Below are 25,111 nucleotides of genomic sequence, written 5' to 3'. Positions count from 1 at the left end.
TCCTTCACTCTGAAAACATTCCGGACCGGAGCAATTCACAGATAATCCACCATACAGGCGGCCTTTATTCCTGACCTCAACCCGGTTTTTGATTTTCTGAAAAGAGCAACATCAACGCGGATGGCGTTTTCATTTATACTGGACCTCCAGGGTTGAGTACTATGAACAGAAGGGGGCCATTGTTGCATATCGGATCAGTTGTTTCATGTCTGACATTTGTTTATCTACTATAACAATAATTATAACTTTTATACCAATATTGATATTTTGAAATTATTATTCCTGTATCTCTCCAGATGCCCTTAATGTACTTACATTTTCAAGGACACATTCTCATAAACAAACTGAATCACAATAACAACCAGCACAGCAACAAGTCCACCGATTATTAAAGCAATTATCTTGTACAGGATGCCGCCTGTGAACCACAGGAGATGTGTAAGAGCCAACCACATAGTTGCAACCGCTGCTACGAATATACTCATAAGTAATGCTGTAAGAAAACCTTCGGGCATAAAAGCCACATATGAGAATGCAAAGAAGAAGATAAGCAAAACCCATATGTAACCCCATTTTTCAGGTGGCATGACATTTTCATTGTTCAAATTATTTCCTCCATATCAGGTAATTATAAAAAAATAAAGCCTATTTATTCATAAACTTTCCGATTAATCGACTGGTTATGCTAAATAAACTAATGCCTAATGAATGATCATTACAAGCAATCAGACCTAATATGACCTAATAAGGGTATAGGAAACTGCCTGTCACACCAGCCCCGTGAATGAAACTGCTTATTGGTTAAAGGAAATTATCGGCAAGTAGATCTGCCGGATATTATTAATGAAGCACATTCATTGATATTTTATCTATATTCTCTTATTGAATCTAAAAGATATATGCCATCTTCTTGATATACAATAAAAGAACAACAAGAAACAATTAAATAGCATACAAATCAACAAAATATTGACTAGTAAGGTGGGGGAATCTTATTGAAGACATATGTTTCTGCAATTTTAATAATTATCATCAGCGTGTTGATCACGATATCCGGTTGTGTAGGAGAATCCGGCAACATTACAGAAAGTAATAATCAGACTCCTGAACAGATTGAACCGGAAGCAGATGAAAATACTCAGATAAACAGCAATGACAACCAGACAACAAAACAAACTGAATTGGAAACAGTGGAAACCCAGGAATCTGAAAGTGACTTTGCGGTGTCAGATGAATCAAACGAAAATACGAATTCAATCGAACAAGAACAACCACAATCGGCCTCTAGTGTGAAATTCCAGGCTTCTGCGCTTTCCGAAGGAAAATACCTGCTTGAACAAAAAGAAGGTGAGGGTATTGATCTATCAGGAGTGAAACTAATCATCTCATCACATGGACATACATATGTCTATTCTCCCCTCACTGAAAACAGAGAGATACTGAATATAGACGATCAGATGGTCATTGATATCAATTCCGGTGTTTTTATGATCAATGGTGAACAGATAACTGTAACTCAACCGGGAACAGTAGATTCTTCTGTAACAGATACCAGCATAATCCTTTTTGATATCAGTTCGGACAAAATGCTAGCATACATGACAGTTACTGAATGATCAGGCACAATGAATTTTTTGCCATCATTCATCTAATGTAAAACAAGGTAGAAACAAAATCTTTTAAACTTCTGTAGTTATAATTCACCACCTATAGCTGATTTTCTCACCTTCTAAATATCCCTGTATCTAAAAACCACAACAAGTGTTAAATAAAAACTCAGTATCTTCCTTATTAAATAAGCATCTTCCAGTTAGCCTGGCAGATACAGATAATCAAATGCAGTGAAAGGAACAAAGTCACATGCTTACAAAAAGGATCATACCATGTCTTGACGTTACACTTGATGAGGAAGGTGGAACTGTCGTCAAGGGAATAGAATTCGTAGACCTGAGAAAAGCAGGAGACCCTGTGGAACTCGCCAAGCAGTACAATGAACAGGGTGCCGACGAACTGGTATTCCTTGACATTACAGCTTCTCATGAAGGCAGGGGAACAATGGTTAAGGTCATCGAGAGAACCGCAGACGAGGTTTTCATTCCACTTACTGTCGGTGGCGGGATAAATTCCATTGAGGACATACGCCAGATTCTCAGAGCAGGCGCTGATAAGGTATCCATTAACACAGCAGCCGTAAAGAATCCTGAACTCATCAAAGAATCATCAGAGATATTTGGTGCCCAGTGTATTGTTACAGCAATTGACTGCAAGCGCAACCCCGATGTTGAGAACAATCCGGATAAGACCGTCATTGAACTGGAAGATGGAACACCTGCGTGGTATGAGGTTGTTATCTACGGCGGCAGGCAGCCAACAGGAATAGATGCTGTCCAGTGGGCAAAAAAAGTAGAGGAACTGGGTTCCGGCGAGATTCTGCTTACAAGTATGGATAGGGATGGAACCTATGACGGATTTGACATTCCTATCACAAGAAAACTTTCCGAGGAACTTGAGATCCCAATCATCGCATCCGGCGGAGTAGGTAATCCTGAGCACATGTACGAAGGATTCACAAAAGGAAAAGCCGATGCAGCACTTGCAGCAAGTATATTCCACTTTGGAGAATACACTGTCAGCGATGTCAAAGAGCATCTCAGAGAAAAAGACATTCCTGTAAGGCTCTGAACCAAACAGGAGGATAATTATGGAAATCTCCGAGTTCCAGAAACGCATGTACGACCTCTATGCACATAACGATAAGAAAAGAGGTGCAGCAGCAACAACACTCTGGCTTGTGGAAGAGATTGGCGAACTTGCGGAAGCCATCCGCAGGGAAGACATGGAAAATATCAGGGAAGAACTTGCAGATTGTTTTGCATGGATAGGAGCAATAGCAAATCTCTATGATATCGACCTTGAAGCTGCATTTCTGGAAAAATATCCAGACCATTGTCCTACATGCAAACAAAATCCGTGTATTTGCACAGACTGAGAAAACTATTTTTTGAACAGTATTACATATCAGGTTCGCAATGGATGTAAAGTATACTGTCCGTTCCGAACTTTGAACGTAAGCGATTCTCAACTTCAGTACATATGTCATGAGCTTCGATAAGACTTAGGTCCTTATCTACCTGGATATGTACATCAGTTGCGATGTTACTTCCTATCTTTCTTGTTTTAAGCTTGTGGAAGTCCCTGACACCCTCGGTAGAGACAATAATATGACTTATCTCTTCGACAGTATCTTTATCAAGGGCTGCTTCCGTAAGTTCATTGATGTTTGTATAAGATATATCAAATGCAACCTTGAATATGAAAAAACTCAGAATGACCGCGGCGATAGGATCAAGAATTACCCATCTTCCTCCAATTATTATTGCTCCTCCGATACCTATCATTGTTCCCACAGAAGAGAAAGCATCTGAACGATGATGCCATGCATTTGCAATCATTGCATCACTTTTTATTGACCTGCCGGCATTCAGTGTATAGCGGTATAACCCTTCCTTTATAAGAATTGATACTACTGCTGCAATAAGAGCAATTGTTCCCGGCTGTTCGAGACTGCCTCCACCAGCTACAAGAAGTATCTTGCCCATGCCAGTCAGGAGGATCTCTAATCCAATTATAAAAAGAGCAATACCAACAAAGGCTGCACAGAGAGTCTCTATTTTGCCATGGCCGTAGTGATGATTATGGTCAGCCGGTTTTCCAGCAGCCTTAAGCCCGAAAATTACCACGATGTCAGTAATAAAATCGGAAAATGAATGGACAGCATCAGCGATCATTGCAGAACTGTGCCCAGTAACACCCGCAATGAATTTAAAAAGTGTTAGTAAGACATTGAAGATCATCCCATTTGTAGTCACTTTTAATGCAGTTTTGCTTCTTCCATCGTCATTCTGCATACATTATGCACTCCCTTTGAGTAAATAGAGAAGAATTGAAGTCTATTTAAGCTTTTGCAACTTTTTTGAACTCCATCATCTTTTAAAAAGACCTTTAATCCTTATTCAATACTCTAATCCGTATATATTCAAAATGATATTTTGTGAACCTACATTGAGAAGACTAAAAACAAGTCATATACTATTTTTTACATCCATATTTAACAATAATTAAATAGTAGTGTTTTGTAGTATCATGGGGAAACATCAATGAAACAGAAAGAGAACAACATACGTTTCATTCTTATTTTAATTATTATCGCTTTTTTCACAGTGTCCAGCGGATGCCTGCAAGAGTTCGATGAACAGGAAGCACACCTGGGAATAAGGGACATTGAAATCTCGGCAGACAGTGTCAAAAGCACTTATGTCTGGCTCAATGTAACAACATATGTAGAGAACTGGGGAGCTGACAGTGATGGCAATGCAACGGTCATGCTGAAAGCTTTCAGCGAACAGACCGGATTGCTTGAACTGAAACAGGAAGAAGATATCGGACCGATAAAGGAAGACGAGACAAAAATGGTCAGCCAGAAGATACGTCTCCCAAAAAGCGGCAGTTATCGCATAAGTGCTATTGTAGTCAACGAGGGAGAGATGGGTTATGATCTCCGGATGACACTTTCAGGACTGGAGAGCCTGCCAACTGACCAGCAGGAAACAGGCGTCCGGATAGAAAGTATCGACTTCATAGCAAGGGAGACAAGCTCCAATGGCGTCGTCATCCAGAATGACATCTATCTCAAGAACGAGGGTGTGGAAACAACAGAAGACTATCGCATACTGGTAAAGGCCAGGGAAATGGATGCAAGACTCATTGCCGATAAGAAATGGATAAGTTCAGGCGAGATTAAACCCGAGAACACCGTCATCAGAAGTGTCAACCTGACAGTACCTGATAACTACAATTACATTGTCGAGGTCAGCATATGGGACGATAATACTGTGGTCCGGACAGGAGAGGATTACGTGCAGCTAAACCCTGAAAAGGTAATTGACAGGGACCAGATGGTACAGAACAAGAATGTCAATACCGCTGACTTTGTGATAGAGGATGACTTTAACAGAGAATATGAGGAAGAAGCAGCATATGAAACTGCAGAGGAAGAAAGTCCCGGATTTACGTGTTCATTTGCAGTAATTGGCTTTATCGCAGCACTATACATGGTGAGGAGGAGATTGCAATGAGTGAGGAAAATGAAAGTGTTCAAGTGAAGGAAGAGAAAGTCAGCTTTGCTCCTAAAACTGAGAAAAAAGAGAAAAAAGAAAAGACCGCTGAAGATCATTTCAGGAATGGAATGCTTGCACTTGTGGGAATTATAATTGCCATTGCAACACTTCAGTTGTATTTCTCAGTTGATGAAATAATCTATACCTGGTTTGAATACCAGTACAGACCTATCTTCCGATCTGTTTATTATCTGACAGTTATCATCGCCGGACTTTTTGTACTGAACAGGTTCTTCCTGAAAAAGGAAAAGAAATAATTTCCTTCCTCTCTTTTTTCTTATTTTTATCCTCACTTTTCTGCTACTTTTACTTCATGTTCCTATCAGTTCAATCCAGCAACACTCCCTTATTAGATTAATCAAGAAGATATTAGATAACACAGAAGGTATGCATATGAAAGAATTGCCTGAATGGTATTACGATGAACTTATCCAAGTTGGAACGGATTATGGAAGTGAAGACGAAGTCCTTAGCTACGACAGGAAGATGGCAACCATCCGCAACATCCCAAAGGAAGCTGAAATCATGTGTCAACTCATTAATATCCAGCCGGGAGATGAAATACTGGAAATCGGATGTGGAACCGGAGAATTCTCCATTGAGCTTTCGAAACATTGCAAACAGGTAACTGCATTGGATATTTCACAGAAGATGCTTGATTTTGCAGAGAAAAAAGCAAAGTCAAGGAAGAGAGAAAATGTAAGGTTTGTCAATGCTGGATTTCTGACTTTTGATTCTGGGGATGAGGTATATGATGCAGTTGTCACCCAGCTTGTACTGCATCATCTGCCTGATTTCTGGAAATTTATCGCTCTGAAGAACATCAGCTCCATGCTTAAAAGTGGTGGAAAATTCTTCCTGAAAGATGTGGTTTTTTCTTCAGAGACTCCTGATTTTGATAGCTATTTCTCACAGCTATTCCGGACTATGCCACCTGAAACAGATGAGAAAATCGTTGAGGAAATGAAACTTCACATAAAGGAAGAATACTCGACCTTTGACTGGACCATGAAAGGACTAATCGAACAGGCAGGTTTCAGGATAGAAGAATACGAGCATAAGAATGGTTTCATGGCAACCTACCTTTGCATAAAAGAGTGAGATTTTTCTGTGCTTACTATGAGAGGGGCATTTATATACTCTCAACTCATGTGAGCGATTATCATGCTTAAAACTCCCGAACTCTTAGCTCCTGCCGGAAATATGGAATCACTGATAGCTGCCGTTGAAAATGGAGCAGATGCAGTGTACCTTGGAATAAAGGATTTCAGTGCCAGGGCATATGCAGGCAATTTCACCATAGAGGAATTCAGAGAAGCACTTGACTTCGCACACCTTAGAGGTGTTAAGGTCTATGTTACCATGAATACTCTCATCAAGGACAGTGAAATGGAAGAAGCACTTGAACTTATGTACACTCTTGATGAACTGGGAACTGATGCCATCATTGTGCAGGACATGGGACTTCTGGAACTGGCAAGGGAAAAAGTTCCGTCACTTCCAATACATGCAAGCACCCAGATGACGATACACAACACTGAAGCCGTGCTGGCTCTGAAGGAGATTGGAGTAAAGAGAATTGTGCTTGCAAGGGAACTCTCACTTGAAGAAATTTCAAGGATCAAAAACGATACAGGAGTAGAAATTGAGGCTTTTGTACATGGTGCTCTCTGTATCTGCTACTCAGGCCAGTGCCTCATGAGCAGTATGATCGGTGGCAGGAGTGGTAATCGCGGATATTGTGCCCAACCATGCCGCAAACAATACAGATTACGAAGAGATGGAAAGGAGATCAAAACAGAAGGTAGCTACCTTCTGAGTCCTAAAGACCTGAATACATCCGAAATATTGCCTGAACTCATTAAAGCAGGAATAGATTCCTTTAAGATCGAGGGCAGGATGAAGCGCCCTGAATATGTCGCAGGTGTTGTGAAAATATATCGAAACCTTATTGACAGGTTTGTGGAAGACCCGGATAACTATTCTGTCACCGATGAAGAAAAGGAGAATCTGGAACAGTTATTCAACCGCGAGTTCACAACCGGGTACTTCAAAGGCGATCCTGCAGGGGACCTGATGAGCCGGGAAAGACCTCATAACCAGGGAATCATGGTTGGAAAAGTGTCAGGATTTAATAATAAGTTCAAAAGACTGGAGATCACACTTACCGGAGAACTTGAGGTCGGAGATGGAATCGGTTTTGAAGGTAGCAAGAACTCAGGGACCATAGTAAGAGGAATCTACATTGGGAACAGACTTGAGAAAAAGGCAGGCAATGGAGAAGTTATAACCATAAACTTCGATCAACCTCCAAAGAATGGAACACCTGTTTACAGGACACTTGATGATTCCCTGATGAAAGAATTACAGGCTTCATATAGTTCACCTGCACCAATACGCAAGGTTCCGGTTTCCATTAAATTTAAAGCACATATTGGTGAGAATCTTGAACTCTCACTTTCTGATAATGAAAATAATACATCAACTGTTGTTTCCGACTATATTGTGGAGAAGCCGCAGAAAAGACCCACTACTGAAGAAAATGTCAGAAAACAGCTTGCTAAAACCGGAAATACTGTTTTTGAAACTCAGGAAATTGAAGTTGACATGCCGGATGATGCATTCATTCCAATAAAAGAACTGAACAATGCAAGAACTGAAGCTACTGACGAACTGGAAAAAATTAGAATCGAAAAGTTCAGAAGACCGGCACATGAAATAAGTTCTGAAATTAAGGAAGAGCAGAGTGAAGAAACTGAGATAGCAGACGAGAAAGAAGAGAAAAGGATACTGCTTTCTGTTAGTGTTAAAAATGCTGATGCTCTCGCTTCGGCTATGAAAAGCGGAGCAGATCTTGTTTACATTGATGCTTCACTTAAAGAGCTTCAAAGTAATGATTGGAAATTTATGATAGAGGGTGCTTGTGAAAAAAACATCCCTCTATATCTGCATACACCGATCATCACAAAAAATTCAGATTTACAGAATGTGAAAGAAAAAATAAAACTTGCAAAGGAACTGGGATTTGAGGGTATTATTGCAGCGAATTTTGGTGTCCTTGAAATCGCACGGGATTCCGGTCTGAAAATACTAACTGACAGTTCCATGAATGTTTTCAATAAGCACACAGTTCAGGCTTTTAATAAAAAAGGAGCAGACACTGTTACACTCTCAACTGAAATGAATCTTGGACAGATACTTGAGATCGCAGCATACGGAGATTGTGAATACATCGTCCATGGACAAATACAGATAATGGAATCCGAACACTGCCTGATAGGTGGCATTCTTGGCGAGGGCAATGAGAACGGTTTCAACTGTAATTCCCAGTGCAAGAGTGGCAAGTTTGAGATAATTGATGAGAAAGGATATGAATTCCCAATCAGAACAGACTCTGAATGCAGGACCCACATATTCAACTCAAGAGAACTCTGCTTACTTGAGGATGTACCTCAGCTTATCAAAACTGGTCTTTCCAGACTCAGGATCGATGCCACAAACATGGATGATTACAATGTTAGTATGGTCACAAGGGCATACAGAGCTAATATTGATGCCTACTACACAGGTGATACTAAACATCTCTGGCATGGAAAAGATATCAGTGAGTTCCACACCAGAGGACACTACCATAGAGGTGTGAAATGAGAATATTCCTTTCAGCTTCAATTCGGGGTGGAAGACAGATGTTATCCACTTACATTGAGATGTGCAATTATTTTCAGAATAGAGGCCATGAAGTGCTTAGCTGGCATGTTGCTGACCCAGAGCTTGAAAAGTCAGAATCATTGCTTTCCGAGGAAGAGATATACATAAGGGATATGGGATTCCTTGAAAAGAGTGAGTGCATGATAGCAGAGGTGAGCACACCTTCAATTGGTGTTGGATATGAGATCTGCAGTGCGCTTCAAAGGAAAATTCCTGTTCTGTGTCTGCACGTCCCTGAAGCTAATGTTTCTGCGATGCTTCTTGGGGATAAGAGGATTATCTGCAAAGAGTATCACAACATTGATGACATGAAAGAAAAGATCAATAAATTCCTGAACGACACTAACAGACTCTGATTTTTTAGTAACAATTAAATACTTATCATAGCAATATAAAAGTGGTGTTTATGGTAACCGAAATAATAACTCTTATAGTGGCTATAATAGTCGCTATCATTCTCTGGAAGGTACTGAAGACAATAAAGAGCATGGTAATCAACACAGTTCTGGGTCTTATCATACTGGTTGTTGCAAATCTTGTGCTTGGCCTCAATATAGCTTACACGTGGATAGTTGTTCTTGTGTGTGCAATTGGTGGTGTAGTAGGAGCACTTCTTATTATTGCCCTGAACTATCTTGGAATCGCATTCTAAAGACTTGCAATTACTCTTATTTGATGGCGCCTGTGTGGCTCGCCATGAAACTTTTTTTCTGAAACCAGATCCTTCATTTCTAATATATCAAATTCATCCAGCAGTGATGCCAGTTCATTACGAGTGAAATAGTGGTATATGATTCCATTTTTTCTGATGAAAGTATCTTTTTCCACAGATTCACCACCGTATCTCATATCTTCAGTTCCGAAAACTTCCAGCACAAAAATTGCATCGCTTTTCATCACTCTTTTAATCTCAGAAATTGCCTGTTTTCTTTCATCTTCCAGAAGGTGCTGCAAAACCCCAATACACAGAATTGCGTCAAATGAATTTTCAGAAAAGGGAAGCGAGGTTATACTCGAAGCAAGGCATCCAGCTCTTTTATCGCTTTCAACATTGCTTTTTATTAGATATTCCCTGGCCCTTTGAACTGCAGTTGCAGAGACATCTGTACCGATCGCATTATACTTACGGGAAAGCGGCAAAAGGAACCTGCCGTTCCCGCAGCCAAGGTCAAGAATTAGTGAACTGGAAGAGATAAAACCTTCCAGCATTGATATCGACCTAGGACCACCCCAGGTCACATGTTTGTATTCTTCATCCCAGGCAAGAAAATGAGACTTGCCCTGAAGGTCTTTGCCCGGGAAAGAATTGTTTGCCATAATCAGGATCAGGGCTTATACTCTGCTGCTTCCTTAAAGCGAATTGCAAGGAAGTCCTTTTCAAGTGATGAAAGGAACCATCCTGCCTTAGGTCCTGAAGGCTGTCCAAGAACTGAAATATAGATTGCCTTGAAGAGCTGCTTTGGACTTACTTCAAGTGATTCTGCATCAACATTCAGTGATTCAGCTATCATTGTGTTGAGTTCTGAACCTGTTTCCTTTGCTGAGTACACAAGATTGTGATAGTCCTCACCGTTCAGTTCACCGCTCTTATCCAGTATGGTTGAAAATGAACTGAGAAAAGCTCTCTGGAAATCACTGAGCTGTGAAGTGCTTACCGGAAGCTCTTCCTGTACACTGAACTTAGCATTATCAGGTGCGTACATCTCAAGCCATTTGCCAACATTGTCAACAAGCTCACGTATGCATTTCTCATTGCTTGTGTCGTATCCTGCTCTTTTCACGATATTCATGATCTTATCAAAGTCACCTGCAGCAACCTGATAGATTGTTGTCATGTGTTTGAACGGAATATCTGTATGGCAGAGTCCTGCTGCATGTGAAAGCTCGATCATTCTCTTATCATAAGACGTTGCCTTGTCGCTTGAGTGAAGACGTTCGAACTCATCCACAAGTGTGAGCAAAGGTAATGAAGGATCGAATCTGATGTGCTTTTCAGGCTTTGTACGGATAATCAGGTAACGCAGTACTTCAGGTGGCACCACCTTAAGCATATCTGATATTGAAACTACAACACCAGTTGAAGATGACATTGCACCTTTCTTACCCAGCATGATCCATTCATAAACTATTGGATGTGGTGCCTCATAGTCAAATATCTCTCTGGAAATGGCCTCTCCGGTATCATATGAACCGCCTCTTGAAGCATGGTCCTTACCAAATGGTTCAACAGTAACGCCAAGTGCCTTCCACCTTGCCGGCCAGTCAACACGCCAGGTGAGTTTTCCACCACCCTTCATTGAAACTGTTCCCTTGCTTCCGCAAGAACATTCATAGTCCACGGTTTCCGCATCGATGTCAAAACCGGTTACTGTGGTTGTGTTGACCTTGCCACAATCATTGCAGATCGGGTTGAACGGGTTCCATGTATCTGCAGGAGTCTTACCGGACCTCTTCTGCAGGATCGCTGCAATCTCATCCTTTTTCTCAAGGGCCTGCTTGATAGCTTCTACGTAGACACCTTCTTTGTAAAGCTCATCTGCCCTGTAGACCTTCGGGTGGATTCCCAGATGTTCAAGTGCTGCAAGGAAAGGCTCAAGGAAATGTTCGGAATAATTCTTGTGATTACCGCATGGACATGGAATTTCAGAAAGTGGTTTTCCTACATGCTCTTCATAACTTTCATCCAGGAAAGGATAGACCTTTCTTAATGGGTCGTATGTGTCTGCAATGTAGATGAACTCAGCTTCCGCATCTTTATCTTCAAGAGCCCTGAATGCTACATCTGCAGTTACAACCTCGCGCATGTTACCAATATGAATGTGACCTGAGGGCGTGATGCCTGTTGCAACAAGGTGCTTTTTATCCTTTGCCAGCACCTCGTCTGCTATGACATCTGCCCAGTGTGTAATTTCTGCCATAATTTCACCGATATATGAATAAGAGTGTTAATGAACAATATTATTGTAAGTATTGAAATTACCGGATGACCCGGAGTCAGTAATCTAAGATGATTGTTACTATTATAATCTTTGCTTATGGCAAAAATCCCAAACGGAATCTTACAGGATTTTTTGTCCTTTTGAGGACAGATTCCTGCCTCATATAATTGCAACACGAAAGATATTAATAAAAAATTACTGTTCAGTAAAATATGACACGTATTACCGAAAATATGCACAGGATCTCATTAAGTACCTCAGAGGATATTTTCAACATGAAGAACCAGCGTGACCCTGAAAGTAATGAGCTCTGGCCATTTCTGGTGGTCCATGCAAACCATGCCACCATCAACGAAGAAGTTGTAGTGTATGATGAAGAGGGTGTATATCAGGTATATACGAAAAAAGTCATGTCTGAACTGAAAAAAGAATAAAGAAAGACCAATAATTCAAAAATAATCACCAGTATGTTTTGAAATTCAGAAGTTCTTCTACCGTATCCCTTTCTTTATCAAAGAACCTGTAATCTTTTATCAGATTTCCATTGTAGCTGAGCGAATCTATGAAACCGTACCAGTAAACGATCATACCGACGCCGTAATTCTCTTCGTATTCCCTGAACTGTTTTTTGATATAATATTCATGCTCCTTTTCATCACCAAAAAGAGCCTTGCTTTCTATCCAGGAAATAGTTACACCATCGATCTCAATTTCCTCATCCAGGAAAAAATCAGGTGTTTTTAAAAAGCCTTCATCCCTCAGATCATCCTCTGATCTGTATGATATACCACATTCATCAAGCCATTCCGCTAAAATGGCCTCTCCCATCTTACCTTTCTCTGCATGCATTTCATGAGCTTTGGGGGAAAAGAAGAAATCAGAATCCAATGCTGCAATCACCTCTTTTTTGAGGCGACCTTCTGGTTGTTCATCAAGATTCCTGATGAAACCTTTCTTTGGGATACCCATCTCCTTGAGCAGCATGGAAACCATAAGAGTTGCGGGAATATCGTTCTTCCTTGCGATCTGAACTATACTTTTACCTTTTTTCCATTGCCTCAGGTGCCGTGGACTTTTGTTCTTTATTCTAGAGAAATTTTTCTTGACCTTTGTAACAGTTTTCTGATTTAGTATAGAATGAATTGTTCCTATGGGTTGTGAGAACTGTCTGGATAAGTTTTTAACATCATCAACGGTCTCCAGTCTGTCATATATTTTATAGTAAGTATCAATATCCATTCTCATCTAAATCCTTCAGAATACATTCATTACATCTTTTTTTGCCACAATAGGCTTTTGAATATTCAACTATGAGAGCATGATATTCCTTATATATATCTACATCCTGCGGAATCTCTGTCTCAAACATATGCTGCAGCTGCATATAATTCCCTTCAATACCGATACACTTCATCATACGAGTAGTATAGACATCAATAACGAACTTTGGTTTACCGGCAGCATAAAGCACAATACTATCAGCAGTTTCGTTGCCAACTCCTTTTAGGGATAACATGGTCCTTCTGAGTTTTTCCACAGGCATTGAAAATACCTCTTCCATTCCATAATCGGCAAAAAAAGCTGCCATTCCTTTCAACCGGGAAGATTTTTGTCTGTAGAAACCACAACAACGCACAAGTTCCTCGAGCAACTCAATATCAGCACCAGCAAGGGAATCAACTTCCATCAGACCGTGTTCTTTCAAACCTGAGATGGCCTTTTCCACGTTGGTCCATTTTGTCTGCTGAGTAAGTATGGCCCCTACAACAACTTCAAAAGCTGTCTCTGCAGGCCACCAGTATTGTGGTCCGAGTTCATCCAGAAGCAGATCATATACTCTGCAAAGTTTTCCAGCCTTCATGAAACACTAAAAACAATTAATCCCAGAACTTTTCTTCATAGTCATCCGGAAGGTCCATATCCATCACTTCATCCAGAGACTTTCTTTTTTTCTCATTTTTTGAATCATCTTTACGAGACTCAAAAACCGTGGTATCTTTATCATTTACCACAATCTCTTCACTTTCGTCCGAAGATACCGGTTCTTTTAATGGGAGTTCTGCAACTATCTCTGTGGGACCTTCTTCAGAAACTGGCTTCCGTTGAAGATGCTGGCGCTTTTCAGGAGTCTGCCCGGGTTCAGGCCAGGGTTTTCTTTCTTGTTTTTCAAGCCTCAGACGTGTTTTTTCAGCATAAGTATCTTCCATTGGGGTTGATCTTGTAAGCTCTTTGTGAGTTGACTGATATCCTATGATACATTGCTCATCCCCTGTACGCCACTCTACTACGTAAAGATGGCAGGCTTTTTTCTTACACTGGGAAACACCGTCTTTGGGACAAACATCAGGCAACGTCATGATCAAACCTCAATATATTAATTATCATATACTTCTTAAAGCATTGGCTATCAAAGGTGCCACACTGACACAACTCTGTACCTTTTCTATTGTGTCGGTGGTTATAATATCTTTTACCCCTGCATTGTACAGGCGCAACACAGCATTTCTTGCGAGAACCGGATGCACACATGCGAGATAGACATCCTTCGCTCCCTGGGATTTCAGCAATTTGATGGATTCTGCCATTGTTCCGCCGGTTGCAATCATGTCATCGATAATAATAATGTCTCTGTTCATTACATCGACATTCTTTGCTTTGATAGTAACTGAATCACCGGAATGCCTTGTCTTTTCAAGATAGTCAAATTCCAGGCCTACATCGGTAGCTGTGTTCTCTGCAAGATTTATTGCTCCCTTGTCAGGTGATACAATCAGAGGGTTACACAGGTTCAGTGACCTTATATGATAACCCAGAAGACGGGAAGCATCAAGATCGAATGCATCAGCATTAAAATAATTCAGAACACTTGCCTCATGTATATTGACCGTGAATATCCTGTCCGCATTAATTGTCCTTGCAATAGCCCTGGCAGTTATTGGTTCCCCGGTCTTGAACTTTTTATCCTGTCTGGCATAACCCATGTATGGTATAACCACATTTATGACAGGTGAATCCTCGCAGGCGTCAATAAGCTGTAATAATGCAACAAGATCAGAATCCGTTGTTGTACTCTGGACAATAGTAACTTCATCCACGTCCTCATCAAGTATACGTGAATACAGTTCGCCGTCAGGGAACCTTGTGAAGTCACATACAGTAGGCTCAATATTAAGTTCTCTTGCAACCCTTGATGAAAGAGCCTGGGATGCTGGTCCTCCTATAATTTTCAAATAATTTACCTCTTTAAGATTTGATTAATAATTAAATTTGATAATTGATCAGAGTGATTTGGAATGCACCCTAATGCATCCCTCAAATACATTATTTTTGGTTCATTTTGACTTTCTCAAGAACCTTTATATTTTGAATCCCAGTAGCAGGATAGTTCCCGGTCTCATCTTTCTCTGCAGACTTAACCATGTCCCAGACTGTCAGCAGGGAAACCGAGACACCTGTAAGAGCCTCCATCTCAACACCTGTCTTTCCCACGGAACGTACCTCAACAGTTGCACGAACGATGTTCCCATGAATTGAAAAATCCACATCCACTTTGGTAATTGGAATCTGGTGGCACATTGGAATAAGTTCAGGAGTCTTTTTTACCGCCATAATAGAAGCCACGCGTGCGGTGGAAAACACATTTCCCTTTTCAACATTTCCTGTGCGTATCTTCTCAATGGTTGCATCATTGAGGACAATATCACCAGAAGCTATTGCTTTTCTGACAATTGTATCCTTTTTACTAATGTCCACCATGACCGCGCGATCGTTCTCAATATGTGTGAATGTGGCTTCCAATTAATCACCGTTTTTAATCAATTCTAATATTTTGTCTCTGCAGGTAATCCTCAATAGTAGTATTTAGTTGTTCTTTCAGACTGCGCGCCTCATCAATTTTAAGTTTGAGTATTTCCTCATCCTTACCATGACTGACAATAATACGTATCCACTTTCTTTCAATATCCACACTAATTTTTCTGCTTTCCCGCTCCATTATAATACACCTAATATAACATCGGTTATCCGGTCAATTATATCTGTCGCAAGCAAACCGTTACCTCTTTCCTCAAATGCAAGATCACCGGCTGAACCGTTAATGAAAACAGCACATGAAGCAGCATCCATAGCATCATTGACTGCAAAGAGAGCACCTGTAATACCAGTCAGTACATCCCCTGTGCCACCAACAGTCATTCCGGCATTGCCTGTTCTGTTAAGCCGGGTAACTGTTCCATCAGAGATTATGTCGGTCTTTCCTTTCAGAATGACCGTAACATCTTTTCCAGAAGCAAACTGATTGACAAGATTCTTTTTAGAATCGAGTTCTTTCGGAACATCTGAACCTGAAAGCCTCGAGAACTCGGCAGAATGAGGCGTCAGGATGAATTTTACCTCACTTTTTATGGGTAACTTCAGCCCAAAGAGCGCATCTGCATCAACAACAGCTTTCCTACATAGAGGCAGAAGCTGTTCCACTGTTTCCTGAGTTTCTTTCTCCCTCCCAAGACCCGGACCTATAACAGCAACATCATGGGTTTGCAGCAAGTTTTTAATGACAGGAATATTTGATGGATTTAATCTTTCACCTTCAAGTGGTACTACAATGAGATCTGGTGAGAATGAAGCAACAGTATCGGCAACATTTTCCGGTACTGCAACTGTTACAATATCGGCACCTGTCCGGAGTGCTGCCATAGCTGCAAGAGCAGGAGCACCATAGTAAGCGCCTCCACCGACAACGAGAACTCTTCCGGAATTGCCTTTGTGAGAATCTTTATTCCTGCATGCAAGGGACATCAAATCTCCCATTCCCACATATTCTTCGGCATCCCTGCAAACACCTATTGGAGCAACTTTTACCTGACCTGCATACTTTTCAGAATTCGGAAGTTCAAGGCCTGTTTTCATTTTGTGGAATGTGATTGTCAGGTCTGCAATCACACTTTTTACAAACTTTCCTCCATCTAAATCATACCCTGATGGGGAATCTATGGAAATTATGTATGAATTGGAGGAATTGATCAAATCAATTGCAGTGGATTCAGGTTCCCTGGGTACACCTTTTATTCCGGAACCCAGTACTCCGTCAACGATGATGTCATTATTCATCCAGCCGGGATATTTTTCAAGTTCCTTTGAATCTGTGATTTCTTTTATTTCTGTAAGGCCGCTGTATTGGAGAAGAGAAAAGTTCTGTTTTGATTCTTCCGTTCTTATGCGGGATGAATGTCCAAGGATTATTAGTTTAACATCATAGTTCTTATTCATTGCAAGATGACGCGCAGCAACGAAAGCATCTCCTCCGTTGTTTCCCCTTCCCGCAACAAAAAGGACTTTACCGGAACTTATCTTTGAAATTATCTCCCTTGCAATTGAGGCACCGGCATTTTCCATAAGCTGCACAGGTATTTGTCCAAGATATGAGCAATTAGCATCAATTGAGCGCATTTTTGAAGAAGTGATAGAGAACATGGTTACCTATTTATTCCTTAGTTTGCATTCTATTTATCAGTTAATGTATTATTTCTGTTATTTTATTCAAAATTGTTTTATGCAAATATGACCCTTAACCAGATGGAGGTTATTATATTAACAACGTTGCAAAGGAGATTAACGCAACTGACAAAACTAAAATCAAGCCCACATACCTTATCCTTGGTAGTGGAAGTTTTGGATTTGCATTAGCCAAGGAACTCAGGGAACTTGACAAGGAGCTTATTATCGTTGATAAGGACTCTCAGAAGGTTGAAACACTTCGTGAGGAAGCATATGAAGCTATGGTTGGTGATGTCAGCGATCCTCATCTCTTTGACATAATAAACACCAAAAACCTTGCAGGTATTCTGATATTGAGTTCTGATCCGAAGGCAAACAAAGTAGCCCTTAAGAACATCAGGGAAAAAGTATCATCGGATATCTACTGTGTGGTTAGAGCTCCTGATGTGATCAACATGCAGGAAATGGAAACCCTTGGGGCAGACCTTGTTATAATGCCTCCGAGAATGGTAGCAAAATCCCTTTCAAGATCACTTGAACGCGCAGAGGCAATGCGCAGAGGTAATAAACTCACACAATGGTTTGAAGCAAATAAAACAAAGAAGCTTGGTATCGTGGTCCATGATAATCCCGATCCTGATGCTATATCCAGCGCCCTTGCACTGAAAACAATTGCCAACCATTTTGACGTGCTTGCAGATATCATATATCATGGAGAGATCGGTCATCAGGAGAACAAAGCATTTGTGAATTTACTTGGAATCGACCTTTTCAGATCTGAAGATGTGGGATTTACAAATTATGAGAACCTTGCTCTTGTCGATTGTTCAATACCAGGAGCAAATAATTCACTTCCGTCCGAGACTCATGTGAACATAATAATAGACCATCATCCTCTTCCTGATGCAGATATAGATGCAGATTATATAGACATACGACCACATGTTGGTGCTTCTGCTACAATCCTGACAAAATACCTGCAGGAACTCAATATTGATATTGACAGTGAACTGGCAACTGCACTTCTTTATGGCATCAGAACTGATACCCTTGATTTTAAGAGGAACACCGATTCTTCAGACCTTTCAGCGGCTTCATACCTATATCCTTTATCAGATCATGATGTGCTGGAGCAACTGGAACGTCCTTCAATGTCAATTGAAACCCTTGATGTTCTTGGTGAAGCTATCAACAGCAGACAGGTTATCGGGAGCTATCTGCTCTCAAATGTGGGAAGTATTCGAACCAGGGACACCTTGCCTCAGGCAGCGGACTACCTGCTGAACCTTGAAGGCATATCAACATCCATTGTATTCGGAGTTACTGACGAAAAGATATACATTTCCGGTCGCAGCAATGATATCAGGGTAAATCTGGGAGATGTAATGAAAACAGCTTTCGGAGAGGATTCCGGTGGAGGACACGCAACTGCTGCAGCCGCACAGATCCCGCTTGGAGTATTCAGTGCATCCAAGGACCGCCAGACATTATTAAGGCTTGTCAATGAATCTGTGGTCAAAAGATTCCTGTCAGCCGTGGGTGTAGAAGAGACCGATGAGTAGGCTCTTCTGTTGTCTTTTTAAGTTATTGAATATAAGAATATATACTATAGAATATAGAGCATATTACATAGATGATAAATAATATATTATATCTCACATATATTTCAGTATATATATCAGGCTGCAATATGGCACATTTTATATTTCAACCTATAAACCATATAAGAACAATTTCTCAGACGAATCGTAAATAAATGCAAGAGCATACACGCGAATACAAAGAGATTACGTATTAAACTGCGTAAATTATATGCTCTTACAAAATAATACCACATAATACAGGGTATTACCAGATTCACACAGTGGTCACAATAAAAAAAGTGAAAACATACGTAACACAACAAATTTATGAATGGATTCTCTGTGAAGTTCAACCTTACTAAAGATAAATGATGAAAACATTCAGATAAGCAGATGAATGAGAAATTAAAAGAAATCCTTATCCATGAGCTTGAAACAGAGCTTGGTGTTGTTAAAAAGATAAACGTGCAGCAAATTGCAGATCAGATCTACAATATAGGATTTCAATGCATAATGTGTGGAAAATGCTGTCGCAGGGATTTTGGAGACAACCGGGTTGCTATAACCACCACAGAGATACATAATATCGAAAATGAAAGTGATCTCAAATGGGAAGAGATTGCAGAACCTTTTATCACTGAAGCTGAATCTCCTGAAGAAGAATGCAAGATAAATTCAGCAGACGGACTCATTGATGAAGATGGCAATATCCATACATTCGGATGGATGCTGAAACGTAAGAAGAACGGAGATTGCTCTTTCATTCCAGATGATGCCACAAATAACCGTTGTGGGATTTACAAACTAAGACCCCTTTTGTGCAGTACGTATCCATTCTACATAGAAGGATTTAAGCTCAACACTTCGGAATGCGAAGGTATTGGAAAAGAAATAAGCCACCAGGAAAGTTGTGAGCTTGCAGAGCTAGTGCTCAAAAGATATATTCTGGAATTAGAGGACACCATACTTACATATAAGAACTACATCGGATTCAAAACAGGCGACAATAGTCTTAATATTGCTGAATCTGACCTGAAGCAAGGGTACTTAAATTACATTATCCATTATAGTGAGGGAAGCTGTAGGATTAGAAAAAAAATCTGAATTAACTCGAATTTACACTTAATTCCAGTTTATCGATTGATTTATAATGAATAAACATTATGCAGGAATAAACATGTCCACTAATAATGAACCTATGACGATCTCTGAGAAGATCTTTTCAAAGGCTGCCGGGAAAACGGTAAAAGCCGGAGAATTCGTACTGGCCAATATAGACAGGGCAATGACCCACGACATCACAGGACCTCTTGCAGTAGATGGATTCTACGAGATAATGAGGGACAAGGAAGAGAAGAAAGTATGGGATCCAAGTAAGATCGTAATTCTTTTCGACCACCAGGTTCCTGCAGACTCACTCAATGCTGCACAGAACCATATAATGCTCAGAAAGTTCGCAAAGGAACAAGGCATTATCAACTATGACGTTTACGAAGGTGTCTGCCACCAGGTTATGCCTGAGAAGGGACACGTCAAACCAGGAGACCTTGTAGTAGGTTCTGACTCACATACCTGTGCATACGGTTCACTGGGTGCATTCTCAACAGGCATCGGCTCAACTGATATGGCAGCTGTCTTTGCATCAGGAAAACTCTGGTTCAAAGTACCTGAGACTATCAGGTTCGAAGTTGAAGGAAAGCTTCCGGAACATGTCTACTCAAAGGACATCATCCTCCATCTCATCGGAGACGTGGGTGCAGAAGGTGCAAGATACAAGGCAGCAGAATACGCAGGTTCAGCTATCAGCTCACTGCCAATGTCCGAACGTATGACCATCTCCAACATGGCTATTGAAATGGGCGGTAAGGCAGGTATCATTGAAGCTGACGCAGTTACAGAAGCATACCTCAAGGAAAGAATACCAGACTATGAGTTTGACCCATACTGGAAGTCTGATGAAGGTGCAGACTGTGAACTTCACAAGTATGACATAAGCAACCTTGAACCACAGGTCGCATGTCCACACAATGTAGACAACGTTAAGCCTGTAACAGAAGTTGAAGGTACAAAGGTTGACCAGATATTTGTAGGTTCATGTACAAACGGAAGATTCGAGGATATCGAAGTTGTTGCAAAGATGATGGGTGACGAACCTGTTGCAAAGGGTGTAAGGCTTCTTATCATCCCTGCATCAAGAACTGAATACATGAAGGTTCTCAGAGCAGGCTACATTGAGCAGTTCATGGAAGCAGGAGCAATTGTTGAAGCACCATGCTGTGGACCGTGTATGGGAGGTTCTTTCGGACTTCTCGGTGAAGGTGAGGTCGGACTTGCAACATCCAACCGTAATTTCAAGGGACGTGAGGGAAGCCCACAGTCCTTCGTATACCTGAGCTCACCAGCAACCGCTGCAGCATCAGCACTCACAGGAGAAATCACAGATCCGAGGAAGATCTGAACTCCGCCTTTTCTTTTTTTCAACTGTGAGACCACAAAAGATATATTACACAAATTTATATGATAGTTCCAGACGTTGGTATAACCAACACTATCCCGTCATATTGTGTGTGGATTACAACCAACGTCACTATAACTGTTTTTAAGCTGTTTACCTTCAAAAATCATCTTTTGGGTTGCCCGTTTGAACTGTGCACCATAAAGATGTAATATGATTACTTTCTATCAGGAAAGGATAAATCATGCCTGAAACTGATCTCTCAATACTTAACGAGCTTTACGACATAGTAACAGACAGAAAAGAGAATCCTTCTGAAGACTCATACGTATGTTCTTTACTCAATCACAGAAAAGGTATTGACAAAATACTGGAAAAGGTTGGCGAGGAATCTATAGAAACAATTCTTGCAGTTAAGAGTGAGAATAAGGAAGAGATGATATACGAATCATCAGACCTTTTATTCCACCTTATTGTTATGTTCGTGGCAAAGGGAATAAACCTTGAAGAAATTGCCACCGAACTTAAAAAAAGAAGGAAATAATTCCTTTTAATTTATTTTTAATATCAGTACACGGTCAGTTCATGGAATACATCCTTTTTGGACAGGATTCCCTTTGGGACACCATCATAAGACACCAGTAAAAAGCCTATATTGTGAACGTCAAACATTTTCACGGCGTCATAAAGAGATGTTTCTGAATCCAGTGTAATGAGATCACGGGTCATTATATCCTTGACCTTTGCAGTCATCTTTCCACTAGCCACAGCATCTCCAATATCTGTAAAAGTAACTACCCCAAGGATGTTATCACCCTCATCGACAACAGGTGCGCCATGAATACTGCGATCCACTAAAATGCGGGCTGTTTCCTGAATGGTCGCATTCATACTTATGGAAATCATATCTGTCCGGGCATAGTTTTTAACAGGTTTTTTTGGCAGAGATATCATTTCACTTATAGAGAAAACAAGAGTGTTCTGTGTATCGTCCCTTCCGACTACCTCTCCCCGAACCACCAGTTTGTTAACAGGTGTCGGACCTGCCTGAACAAGATCTCCCTGTTCAAAACTCTTTATGTTTCCAAGTACTTTTATCATACCATGACAAAGATCAGGATGCCTCACTGTTGTAAAACTAATCTCAGCTACTGTTGCCCCATCTACCAGATTATCGTTCCTGTAAATAGGAACACTTGCCTCATGGTCCATTGCTGTGATACTTAAAGCTTCATAGGCCTCGCCTGTTGCTTTATATCCGCCTTTCGGACCGGGAACGCCTTCAACAAGACCAAGGACTTTCAAAGATTGCATCTGATTTCGGACTGTACCTGGGTTTCGGCTAATGAGTTCTGCAATTTCTTCACCTTTTACAGCACGATCTTTTTCCCTCTGGAGATTGATCAATGCAATAAGAATATCTTTCTGAATAGGAGTCAGTTCCACTAAATCACCGGTCCATAAACTCAAATATAGTTTATAGATACTCAAAGGAGATATATAAAACATAGTATAGTATCTCCGCAGGTGAGTACCAAATAGATAATTTGTAAATATTGTATATATAGGAATAGGGATTTATATTTTGAAGTGATTTGAAGCCAAGACAGGAAGAAACATGATCTTTGAGAAAATTAATACAGTGCCAAGTTCTGACGAATTGTTGGACAAGGCATTCAGAAGAGCCACAAGAGCAATGACGGGAAAGAAAATAACCGGAAGGAAGACAGCTCTTGAGGCAAATGAATCAATGATACTTACAGCTGCCAATATACTCACAGATAATCTGAAGAATATAGTCAGAAGATTCCCAACTTTTGAGAACCTGCCACCATTCTATTATGAACTTGCAGATGTAGTGGTGGGTGTGGATGATATGAGAAGATCCCTTAGCAGGCTTGACTGGGCCAGCGCAAAGATACACGAAGTCGCAAGAGACCATGTAGGAAAGATGAGAAAGAGCAGAGACCCTCTGCCTATCAGGAAACAATGTTTCGGACGTCTTGCATCCATTATAAGTTCAATCAGCAAGGACCTCAAATTCTTAAATGAGGCCCGTAACAAACTCAGGAAACTACCTTCAGTACATGATGAACCAACTATTGTCGTTGCAGGTTATCCCAACATAGGAAAATCCAGCTTTGTTACAAAAGTAACAGGTGCAACACCTGAGATAGCGTCTTACCCCTTTACAACAAAAGGAGTATCAATAGGACATTTCTTTGTAGGTAATGATAGATATCAGGTAATGGACACGCCAGGTCTTCTTGACAGACCAATGTCAGAGCGCAACGAAATTGAGCTTCAGGCAATCACAGCACTGAAGAATCTTGATGCTGTTGTTCTTTTCATCATTGATGCAAGTGAGACCTGCGGTTATGAGATCGAAGACCAGAAGCGCATGCTTGAAGACGTTCACAGTGAATTCAAATTACCGGTACTCGTTGTTGCTAACAAGGCAGATCTGCCGCAATTCAGGGAACTTGATTTTGTAGACATGAAAATGTCCACTGCAACCGACGAAGGTGTCGAAGAAGTAACTTCAACTCTTATAGAAATGGTCAAAAAAGCCATCGAAGAAAAAGAAGCAGTTAAAGAAAATGAGATAATAGATGACTATTAAAAAGTCATCACAATACTTTTTCCATTATATCAAGAGCTTGTTTTAAATTGTCCATTGATGATGCATAGGAAAGACGTATGTGTCCTTCTCCGCGGTCACCAAAGGCAGTACCAGGGACAACTATTACTCCGTTTGAGATTAATTTTGAAGCGATCTCTCCTGATGTTGCTCCCTCAGGAACTTCAGGGAAAGCATAGAAAGCACCTTTTGGAGATTCACATTTAAGTCCGATAGAGTTCAGACCTTCAACAAGCATATCCCTGCGAGCCTTGAACTCATCACGCATTGCATAGACAGAATCCATCGGACCTGAGATCGCTGCATATGCTGCCTTCTGCGCAATTGAATTGGCACACGCCTGCACATACTGATGAACCTTGATCATCTGCTCAGTGTACTCTTTTCTGGCAGCAACATAACCTATTCTCCATCCGGTCATAGAATATGTTTTGGACACTGCATTAATTGTTATCACATTATCTGAGAGCTGAGCAGGACTTACGTGTTCACCCTCATAGATGAAATGCTCGTACACCTCATCTGAGATTATTGTGATGTTGTGATCGTCTGCTATTTCCGCAAATGCCTTCATGTCAGCCTTACTCTGCACCGCACCTGTTGGATTTGCAGGAGAATTGATTACCATCGCCTTTGTTTTCGGAGTTATATTCTCCATAACAGTTTCAGGACTGATGGTCAGGTCATCAGCAAGAGGTAGAGGTACTACATTTCCACCCATAATATTTACAAGAGAATTGTAAGAAACAAAACCCGGGTTTGCTATCATCACATCATCACCCGGATTTACAAGGGATGCAATGGCAAGTTCAAGAGCTTCTGATGCACCGGAAGTTACGATTATCTCATCCGGAGAAACATCAAAAAAATTCTGCTCTTTGAATTTGGAGCTCAAAGCCTGAAGAAGTTCAGGAATGCCGGGACCTGGAGTATAGCCGGTAAAACCTTCATTGATAGCATCGATAGCAGCCTGCTTAATGTGTTTCGGCGTATCAAAATCAGGTTGTCCGAGACCAAGATTTATAGAATTTGTACCTGCGCCCTCAAACATCTTTCTTATCCCGGAAATATCAATACCCAGAACCCTTTGTGCGAACTTCGAATCAGGCATA

General features: G+C 40.8%; 29 protein-coding genes. 15 read left to right on the top strand and 14 right to left on the bottom strand.

The features are described from left to right. Positions 1–35: 35 nt before the first annotated feature. Together J2746_RS09295 and J2746_RS09290 are read right to left on the bottom strand one after the other, a co-directional pair. Entirely contained in the window at positions 36–188 is a 153-nt protein-coding gene (locus J2746_RS09295; protein WP_209619606.1) for a hypothetical protein, read from the bottom strand. Between the two features lie 123 nt (positions 189–311). Beyond that, a complete protein-coding gene (locus J2746_RS09290) occupies positions 312–605 on the bottom strand; it encodes a hypothetical protein (protein ID WP_209619604.1) in 294 nt (97 codons plus the stop codon). 390 nt (positions 606–995) lie between these two features. Between J2746_RS09290 and J2746_RS09285 the strand changes: the two genes are divergently transcribed. The 3 genes from J2746_RS09285 (at position 996) to J2746_RS09275 (ending at position 2,989) form a co-directional block, all read left to right on the top strand. Next, positions 996–1,616, top strand: coding sequence for a hypothetical protein (locus J2746_RS09285; RefSeq protein ID WP_209619601.1), 621 nt, complete (start codon positions 996–998; stop codon positions 1,614–1,616). 244 nt (positions 1,617–1,860) lie between these two features. After that, complete coding sequence (gene hisF / locus J2746_RS09280; protein ID WP_209619598.1) at positions 1,861–2,682, top strand: imidazole glycerol phosphate synthase subunit HisF; 822 nt, start codon at positions 1,861–1,863, stop codon at positions 2,680–2,682. 19 nt (positions 2,683–2,701) lie between these two features. Next, complete coding sequence (locus tag J2746_RS09275) at positions 2,702–2,989, top strand: MazG nucleotide pyrophosphohydrolase domain-containing protein (protein WP_209619595.1); 288 nt, start codon at positions 2,702–2,704, stop codon at positions 2,987–2,989. A 22-nt stretch (positions 2,990–3,011) separates the two neighbouring features. Here the strand turns inward: J2746_RS09275 and J2746_RS09270 are convergent, their stop codons facing one another. Further along, positions 3,012–3,908: a cation diffusion facilitator family transporter gene (locus J2746_RS09270; RefSeq protein ID WP_209619592.1), complete on the bottom strand. Its 897-nt coding sequence runs from the start codon at positions 3,906–3,908 to the stop codon at positions 3,012–3,014. Between the two features lie 249 nt (positions 3,909–4,157). Here J2746_RS09270 and J2746_RS09265 point away from each other — a divergent pair, with 249 nt between their 5' ends. From J2746_RS09265 to J2746_RS09240, 6 genes are all read left to right on the top strand, one after another. Further along, complete coding sequence (locus J2746_RS09265) at positions 4,158–5,135, top strand: DUF7490 domain-containing protein (RefSeq protein ID WP_209619589.1); 978 nt, start codon at positions 4,158–4,160, stop codon at positions 5,133–5,135. After that, the gene (locus J2746_RS09260) at positions 5,132–5,434 is read left to right on the top strand and encodes a DUF8060 family membrane protein (protein WP_209619586.1); all 303 of its coding nucleotides are present in this window, start codon (positions 5,132–5,134) and stop codon (positions 5,432–5,434) included. The genes J2746_RS09265 and J2746_RS09260 overlap by 4 nt, the downstream gene beginning before the upstream one ends. 136 nt (positions 5,435–5,570) lie before the next feature. Further along, positions 5,571–6,278 (top strand): class I SAM-dependent methyltransferase, encoded by a 708-nt coding sequence (locus tag J2746_RS09255; RefSeq protein WP_209619582.1) that lies wholly within the window; start codon positions 5,571–5,573, stop codon positions 6,276–6,278. Between the two features lie 63 nt (positions 6,279–6,341). Next, positions 6,342–8,825 carry a U32 family peptidase gene (locus J2746_RS09250; protein ID WP_209619579.1) on the top strand — a complete coding sequence of 828 codons (2,484 nt, stop codon included), beginning with the start codon at positions 6,342–6,344 and terminating at the stop codon, positions 8,823–8,825. Further along, entirely contained in the window at positions 8,822–9,241 is a 420-nt protein-coding gene (locus J2746_RS09245; RefSeq protein ID WP_209619576.1) for a TIR domain-containing protein, read from the top strand. The genes J2746_RS09250 and J2746_RS09245 overlap by 4 nt, the downstream gene beginning before the upstream one ends. 50 nt (positions 9,242–9,291) lie before the next feature. Beyond that, positions 9,292–9,537, top strand: coding sequence for a pro-sigmaK processing inhibitor BofA family protein (locus J2746_RS09240; protein ID WP_209619574.1), 246 nt, complete (start codon positions 9,292–9,294; stop codon positions 9,535–9,537). Here the strand turns inward: J2746_RS09240 and J2746_RS09235 are convergent. Together J2746_RS09235 and lysS are read right to left on the bottom strand one after the other, a co-directional pair. After that, on the bottom strand, positions 9,534–10,202 hold the full coding sequence (locus J2746_RS09235) for a class I SAM-dependent methyltransferase (protein WP_209619571.1): 669 nt from the start codon (positions 10,200–10,202) through the stop codon (positions 9,534–9,536). The genes J2746_RS09240 and J2746_RS09235 overlap by 4 nt on opposite strands. 8 nt (positions 10,203–10,210) lie before the next feature. Beyond that, positions 10,211–11,803 carry a lysine--tRNA ligase gene (lysS, locus tag J2746_RS09230; protein WP_209619568.1) on the bottom strand — a complete coding sequence of 531 codons (1,593 nt, stop codon included), beginning with the start codon at positions 11,801–11,803 and terminating at the stop codon, positions 10,211–10,213. A 233-nt stretch (positions 11,804–12,036) separates the two neighbouring features. Between lysS and J2746_RS09225 the strand changes: the two genes are divergently transcribed. Continuing rightward, positions 12,037–12,258 (top strand): hypothetical protein, encoded by a 222-nt coding sequence (locus J2746_RS09225; protein ID WP_209619566.1) that lies wholly within the window; start codon positions 12,037–12,039, stop codon positions 12,256–12,258. A 25-nt stretch (positions 12,259–12,283) separates the two neighbouring features. Here the strand turns inward: J2746_RS09225 and J2746_RS09220 are convergent, their stop codons facing one another. From J2746_RS09220 to J2746_RS09190, 7 genes are all read right to left on the bottom strand, one after another. Beyond that, positions 12,284–13,069: a C15orf41 family protein gene (locus J2746_RS09220; RefSeq protein ID WP_245250076.1), complete on the bottom strand. Its 786-nt coding sequence runs from the start codon at positions 13,067–13,069 to the stop codon at positions 12,284–12,286. Further along, complete coding sequence (locus J2746_RS09215; protein ID WP_209619564.1) at positions 13,053–13,685, bottom strand: endonuclease III domain-containing protein; 633 nt, start codon at positions 13,683–13,685, stop codon at positions 13,053–13,055. The genes J2746_RS09220 and J2746_RS09215 overlap by 17 nt, the downstream gene beginning before the upstream one ends. 16 nt (positions 13,686–13,701) lie before the next feature. Beyond that, positions 13,702–14,181 carry a hypothetical protein gene (locus J2746_RS09210; RefSeq protein ID WP_209619563.1) on the bottom strand — a complete coding sequence of 160 codons (480 nt, stop codon included), beginning with the start codon at positions 14,179–14,181 and terminating at the stop codon, positions 13,702–13,704. Between the two features lie 24 nt (positions 14,182–14,205). After that, positions 14,206–15,054 carry a ribose-phosphate diphosphokinase gene (locus J2746_RS09205; protein WP_209619562.1) on the bottom strand — a complete coding sequence of 283 codons (849 nt, stop codon included), beginning with the start codon at positions 15,052–15,054 and terminating at the stop codon, positions 14,206–14,208. Between the two features lie 91 nt (positions 15,055–15,145). Then, positions 15,146–15,622: a cyclic pyranopterin monophosphate synthase MoaC gene (moaC, locus tag J2746_RS09200; protein ID WP_209619561.1), complete on the bottom strand. Its 477-nt coding sequence runs from the start codon at positions 15,620–15,622 to the stop codon at positions 15,146–15,148. A gap of 13 nt (positions 15,623–15,635) precedes the next feature. After that, positions 15,636–15,818, bottom strand: a complete 183-nt coding sequence (locus J2746_RS09195) for a hypothetical protein (RefSeq protein ID WP_209619560.1) — start codon at positions 15,816–15,818, stop codon at positions 15,636–15,638. Continuing rightward, the gene (locus J2746_RS09190; protein WP_209619559.1) at positions 15,818–17,296 is read right to left on the bottom strand and encodes an NAD(P)H-hydrate dehydratase; all 1,479 of its coding nucleotides are present in this window, start codon (positions 17,294–17,296) and stop codon (positions 15,818–15,820) included. The genes J2746_RS09195 and J2746_RS09190 overlap by 1 nt, the downstream gene beginning before the upstream one ends. Positions 17,297–17,412: 116 nt before the next feature. Here J2746_RS09190 and J2746_RS09185 point away from each other — a divergent pair, with 116 nt between their 5' ends. The 4 genes from J2746_RS09185 to hisE all read left to right on the top strand — a co-directional run bounded on the left by J2746_RS09185 (position 17,413) and on the right by hisE (position 21,902). Then, a complete protein-coding gene (locus J2746_RS09185; protein ID WP_209619799.1) occupies positions 17,413–18,882 on the top strand; it encodes a DHH family phosphoesterase in 1,470 nt (489 codons plus the stop codon). A 414-nt stretch (positions 18,883–19,296) separates the two neighbouring features. Continuing rightward, a complete protein-coding gene (locus tag J2746_RS09180; protein WP_209619558.1) occupies positions 19,297–20,007 on the top strand; it encodes a YkgJ family cysteine cluster protein in 711 nt (236 codons plus the stop codon). 73 nt (positions 20,008–20,080) lie between these two features. Then, on the top strand, positions 20,081–21,361 hold the full coding sequence (locus J2746_RS09175; RefSeq protein ID WP_209619557.1) for a 3-isopropylmalate dehydratase large subunit: 1,281 nt from the start codon (positions 20,081–20,083) through the stop codon (positions 21,359–21,361). A 241-nt stretch (positions 21,362–21,602) separates the two neighbouring features. Continuing rightward, on the top strand, positions 21,603–21,902 hold the full coding sequence (gene hisE, locus J2746_RS09170) for a phosphoribosyl-ATP diphosphatase (protein WP_209619555.1): 300 nt from the start codon (positions 21,603–21,605) through the stop codon (positions 21,900–21,902). Positions 21,903–21,925: 23 nt separating this feature from the next. Here the strand turns inward: hisE and J2746_RS09165 are convergent, their stop codons facing one another. Next, a complete protein-coding gene (locus J2746_RS09165) occupies positions 21,926–22,804 on the bottom strand; it encodes a CBS domain-containing protein (protein ID WP_209619553.1) in 879 nt (292 codons plus the stop codon). Positions 22,805–22,976: 172 nt separating this feature from the next. Here J2746_RS09165 and J2746_RS09160 point away from each other — a divergent pair, with 172 nt between their 5' ends. Then, positions 22,977–23,981, top strand: a complete 1,005-nt coding sequence (locus tag J2746_RS09160) for an NOG1 family protein (protein WP_209619536.1) — start codon at positions 22,977–22,979, stop codon at positions 23,979–23,981. Between the two features lie 7 nt (positions 23,982–23,988). On the opposite strand, the gene J2746_RS09155 is transcribed toward J2746_RS09160, so the two are convergent. Beyond that, positions 23,989–25,110, bottom strand: coding sequence for a pyridoxal phosphate-dependent aminotransferase (locus J2746_RS09155; RefSeq protein WP_209619533.1), 1,122 nt, complete (start codon positions 25,108–25,110; stop codon positions 23,989–23,991). Position 25,111 lies beyond the last annotated feature (1 nt).

It is taken from the genome of Methanolobus bombayensis (assembly GCF_017873415.1).
GTDB classification, from domain to species: Archaea; Halobacteriota; Methanosarcinia; order Methanosarcinales; family Methanosarcinaceae; genus Methanolobus; species Methanolobus bombayensis.
Note: the sequence above shows the minus strand (reverse complement) of the source record. Positions and strands in the feature narration are given on the sequence as shown.